Below are 5,551 nucleotides of genomic sequence, written 5' to 3'. Positions count from 1 at the left end.
CTCGTCGAGGCCGTACGCGTCGACGAAGGTCCGCAGCCGGGCGGCGGCCAGCGGATCCGGGCGTCACCACGGCCGGTTCGACGGCGTTCGAGGGCGCCTGCTCCACGATCACATGGGCGTTGGTGCCGCTGATGCCGAAGGAGGAGACCGCTGCGCGGCGTGGCCGGTCGGTCTCGGGCCATTCCTGGGCCTCGGTGAGGAGTTCGACGGCTCCGGTGGTCCAGTCGACGTGCGGCGAGGGTTCGTCGACGTGCAGCGTCTTGGGGAGGAGGCCGTGTCGCATGGCCATGACCATCTTGATGATGCCGGCCGCTCCAGCCGCGGCTTGGGTGTGGGCGATGTTGGACTTGACCGAGCCCAGCCACAATGGCTGATCCTTGGGCCGCTCCTGCCCATAGGTCGCCAACAGCGCCTGCGCCTCGATCGGGTCACCCAGCCTGGTGCCGGTCCCGTGCGCCTCCACGACGTCGACCTCGGAAGAGGACAGGCCGGCGTTGGCCAGGGCCTGGCGGATCACCCGCTGCTGCGAAGGTCCGTTCGGCGCGGTCAGCCCGCTGCTGGCCCCGTCCTGGTTGACCGCGGAACCGCGGACCACGGCGAGCACCCGGTGCCCGTTGCGCTCTGCGTCGGACAGACGCTCCAGCAGGAGCAGCCCCACGCCCTCGGCCCAGCCGGCGCCGTCGGCCGTCGCCGCGAACGCCTTGCACCGACCGTCCGGCGACAGCGCTCGCTGCCGGCTGAACTCCACGAAAGCCTTCGGGCCGGACAGCACGGTGACCCCGCCGGCCAGGGCCAGGCCGCAGTCGCCCTGCCGGAGCGCGTGGACGGCCTGGTGGAGTGCGACCAGGGACGAGGAGCAGGCCGTGTCGATCGTCACCGCCGGTCCTTCGAGGCCGAACGTGTAGGCCAGCCGGCCGGAGATGACGCTGGAGGCGATCCCCGTGACGGCGTACCCTTCCGCGCCCTGCGAGGGGTGCGCGTCGCGTCCGTATTCGGACGCGAAGGCGCCCAGGAACACCCCGGTGCGGCTGCCCCGCAGGGACAGCGGGTCGATGCCGGCGCGTTCGAATGTTTCCCAGCAGGTTTCCAGGAGCACCCGCTGCTGGGGATCCATGGCCAGCGCCTCGCGCGGCGAGATCCCGAACAACTCGGTGTCGAACGCGGCGACATCGGTGAGGAAGCCGCCGTGCCGGGTGTACGACGTGCCCGGGCTGTCGGGGTTCGGGTCGTACAGCTTGTCGAGGTTCCAGCCGCGGTCGGTGGGGAAGGCGGAGACGGCGTCGCGGCCTTCGGCGACCAGTTCCCACAGGTCCTCGGGGGAGGCCACCCCGCCCGGATAGCGGCAGGTCATGCCGACGATGGCGACGGGTTCGGTGAGGGCCGCGGTCAGCTGCTGGTTCTGCCGCCGCAGCCGCTCGGTCTCCTTGAGCGCCGCGCGCAGGGCGCCGACGACTTGCTCGGTGTCAGCGGTCATCGTGGGCTCCACTTCGTGGGTGGCCGTTGCCGTCGTTGTGTGCCATCTGGATGAGATCGGCGATGTCCATCTCGTCGATGGCCTCGGACTCGTCGTGCTCGGTCTCCGTCCCCGCGCCGTTGGGCCGGGCCAGCTGCATGAGCAGCTCAAGCACGCCGGTCTGCCGTAGCTTGCTGAGAGGAATGGCCGCGATCTTCCGGCGGATCTCGGTCTCACCCGGATCGAGGCGATCCTGGTTCCCGGCCTGGGCGTCCGGCTCGGCGGGAACGAGGCGCGTTCGCAGATAGGTCGCGAGCGTGGTGGGGGTCGGATAGTCGAAGGTCAGCGTGGCGGGCAGGCGTAGCCCGGTGGCCGTGCCGAGGCGGTTGCGTAGCTCCACCGCCGTCAGTGAGTCGAAGCCGATGTCGGTGAATCCCCGATCACCGTCGATGTCGTCCGGAGTGGTGTGACTGAGGACGGCGGCGACGTGCGTCCGGACGAGGTCGGTCAGGATCCGCTGCCGCTCCGCCTCGCCGGCCGTGGCAAGCCGCTGTACCAGTCCCGAGGTGTCGGCCGCCGACGCCGCGGTGGGTCGGGCGGGGGCGCGGACGAGGCCGCGGAGCATGCTGGGGACCGTGGCGGAGCCGGCGTCGGTGCGCACCCTGGCCGCCACCACCAATGGTTGATGGCCGGTCAGTGCGGCGTCGAGAAGCGCCAGGCCCTGTTCGGTCGTCAGGGGGGTGAGTCCGGATCGGGACATGCGGGCGATGTCGTGTTCGTTGAGTCGTCCGGTCATGCCACCGGCTTGGGCCCAGAGTCCCCAGGCGATGGAGGTGGCGGTCAGCCCGTGGGCCCGCCGACGAGCCGCGAGCGCGTCGAGGAAGGCGTTGGCGGCCGCGTAGTTCGCCTGCCCCGGTGCCCCGAGTACGCCGGAGGCTGAGGAGAAGAGGACGAACGCCGTCAGGTCCAGGTCCTGGGTGAGTTCGTGGAGGTGGAGGGCTGCGTCGACCTTGGGCCTCAGGACCGTCTCCACCTGCTCAGCCGACAGGGAATCGAGCACCCCGTCGGCCAGCACCCCCGCCGTGTGGATCACCCCGGTCAACGGGTGCTCGACCGGGACCGTGGCCAGCAGCTTCGCCACGGCGGACCGGTCGGCGAGATCGCACGCGGTGATCGTGGCGGTGGCGCCCAACTCGGTCAGCTCCGCGGCCAGCGCGTCGGCCCCAGGAGCGTCGGGTCCGCGTCGGCTGGTCAGCAGCAGATGCCGCACCCCGTGCTCGGCCACCAGATGCCGGGCCACCAGACCGCCGAGGGCGCCGGTGCCGCCGGTGATCAGGACGGTGCCCTCGGGAGCGAGGGGCGCCGGGATGGTGAGGACGACCTTGCCGATGTGGCGGGCCTGGCTGAGGTGCCGGAAGGCGGTGCGTGCCTGGCGGACGTCCCAGGTGGTGAGGGGGAGCGGCCGCAGCGCGCCTTGCTCGAAGAGCGTGACGATCTCGGCGAGCATCTGTCGGATGCGTTCGGGACTGGCTTGCAGCAGGTCGAATGCCTGGTAGGCCACGCCGGTGTGCTGCGTCGCCACCTCGTCCGCGTCGCGGATGTCGGTCTTGCCCATTTCGAGGAAGCGGCCGCCGCGTGGCAGCAGGCGTGCGGAGGCGTCCATGAACTCGTTGGCGAGGGAGTTGAGTACCACGTCTACGCCGGCGCCGCCGGTGGCCTGGAGGAAGTGTTGCTCGAAGTCGAGGGTTCGCGAGGAGGCGATGTGGTCGGGGTCCACGCCGAGTTCGCGTACCGCTGGCCACTTCGGTGGGCTGGCGGTGGCGAAGACGTGGGCGCCGAGGTGTTGGGCGAGTTGGACGGCCGCCATGCCGACGCCTCCCGCGGCGGCGTGGATCAGCACGGACTCGCCGGCCTTGAGCCCGCCGAGGTCGACGAGACCGTAGTAGGCGGTCAGGAACACGATGGGTAGGGAAGCCGCCTGTTCGAACGACCAGTTGTCCGGGAACCGCGCGACAAAGCGGTGGTCTGCCACCGCCATCGGCCCGAACGAGCGCGGCACGAGGCCCATCACGCGATCACCCACCGCGAGCCCGGACACCCCCGAACCCACCTCGGTGATCACCCCCGACGCCTCGGTGCCCAGCACGGGGTCGCCCGGATAGAGGCCGAGGCCGATCATGACGTCGCGGAAGTTCACACCGGCGGCGCGGACGGCGATCCGGACCTGGCCGGGCTCCAGCGGTGCCGCCACCTCCGGGCAGGCCACCAACCTCAGCCCGTCGAACGTGCCGCTGTCCTTCACGTCCAGTCGCCACGGCACCCCCACCGGAGACACCAGCGACTCCGCCCCGGGCCGGGCCAGTCGCGGGACACACAGGCTCCCGCCGCGGATCGCGACCTGCGCTTCGCCGGCGGCGACGGCAGAGGGCAGGGCCCGCATCGACGCTTCGTCGTCGTCCAGGTCGACCAGCGTGAACCGGTCGGGGTATTCGGACTGCGCCGAGCGGAGCAGGCCCCAGACGCCGGCCTGGGCCAGGTCCGAGACGGCCTCGTCGGGTCCGGCGGCGACCGCTCCCCGCGTGACGACCACCAGTCGCGTGGAGGTGAACCGCTCATCGGCCAGCCACCGCTGCGCGAACGCCAGCGCCCGGGACACGGCCGCACGGACACCCTCGGCGTCGAGGACGGTGCCGGGGAGACTCACACACGGCAGCGTCAACACATCCGGGACCGCGACGTCGTCGGCCGGGTCGGGCAGGTCTGGCCAGGCGGCCGTCTCCAGCCCCACCCGCGCCAGAGCCTCCCGAAGACCCGCCGGGTCGGTCCCGACCACCGACCAGCGAACCGCGGTGGACTCGCTCGGAGCCGGCGGTGACAGCTCGGCCCAGTCCACGTGGAGCAGCGAGCCCTGCTCACCACCGCGCGTCCGCCGTAGGTCCTCCACGGCGACGGGCCGCATCACCAGCGATTCGGCCGAGGCCACGGGGCTACCGGTGCCGTCCGCGATGGTCACGCTTACCGTGTCGGCGCCGGCCGACGTCAGCCGCACCCGTACCTGCGTCGCTCCGCCGGCCACCAACGACACCCCGGCCCAGGCGAACGGCAGACGCGGGGGACCGTCACCGAAGAAGTCGGCCAGCCCCAGCGGATGCGTCGCCGCGTCCAGCAGTGCGGGGTGGATGCCGAACCCGTCGGCCTGTTCGTGGGCCTGCTGGGGGAGTGCCACCTCGGCGAAGACCTCGTCGCCTCGTCGCCAGGCCGCCCGCAGTCCTCGGAAAGTCGGCCCGTAGCCGTACCCCGTCTCGGCCATCCCCGCGTAGAAGCCGTCCAGATCGATCGGTTCCGCTCCTGGCGGCGGCCATGCGCTGAGGTCGTTCGTGCGGGTTGGCGTACCAGTTGCCAGGGTGCCGGTGGCGTGTTGGGTCCATTCGGCGGTGTTGTTGTCGGTGCGGGAGTGGATGGTGAGGGTGCGGTGGCCGGTCTGGTCGGGGGTGTCGAGGCGGACCTGGACGTTGACGGCGCCCTTGTCGGGGAGGACGAGAGGAGCTTGCAGGGTGAGTTCTTCGATGTGGTCGCAGCCGACTTCGTCGCCGGCGCGGATGGCCAGTTCGACGAAGGCGGTGCCGGGGAGGAGGACGACGTCGGCCACAGCGTGGTCGGCCAGCCAGGGTTGTGTCTGCAGGGACAGCCGGCCCGTGAACACCACGCCGCCGTCAGGCATTTGGAGTGCGGCGCCCAACAGGGGGTGGTCCGCGGTGTCCAGCCCCAGACCCGTCGGATCACCGTTCCCCGCCGCCGGCGCGAGCCAGTAGCGCTGCCGCTGGAAGGCATACGTCGGCAGTTCGACCCGTCGAGCACCGGTGCCGGCGAACAGCGCCGACCACTCAACCGGCACGCCCTGGACGAACGTCTTGGCTGCTGCGGTGAGGATGCTGGCGGATTCGGGTTGGTCGCGTCGGAGTACTGGGATGGTGACTGCTTCGGTGAGGCTGTCGGCGGTCATGGCTGTGAGGACGGCGCCTGGGCCGATTTCGATGAAGAGTGGGGTGGTGTCGTGGTGGGTGAGTTGGTTGATGCCGTGGGCGAAGTGGACGGGTT

The 5,551-nt window shown here is 71.2% G+C and carries 2 protein-coding genes; both read right to left on the bottom strand.

Features of this window, described 5'->3' with window-relative positions:
- On the bottom strand, positions 1 to 1,474 hold a 1,474-nt coding region (locus tag E1283_RS30700), incomplete at its 3' end, for a type I polyketide synthase (RefSeq protein ID WP_132821447.1).
- Positions 1,464 to 5,551: SDR family NAD(P)-dependent oxidoreductase (locus E1283_RS30695; RefSeq protein WP_132821446.1), on the bottom strand; the 4,088-nt coding region annotated here is incomplete at its 5' end. The genes E1283_RS30700 and E1283_RS30695, both read right to left, overlap by 11 nt.

The organism is Streptomyces hainanensis (genome assembly GCF_004348415.1).
GTDB lineage: Bacteria > Actinomycetota > Actinomycetes > Streptomycetales > Streptomycetaceae > Streptomyces > Streptomyces hainanensis.
This window is presented reverse-complemented; position numbering and strand designations above follow the sequence as displayed.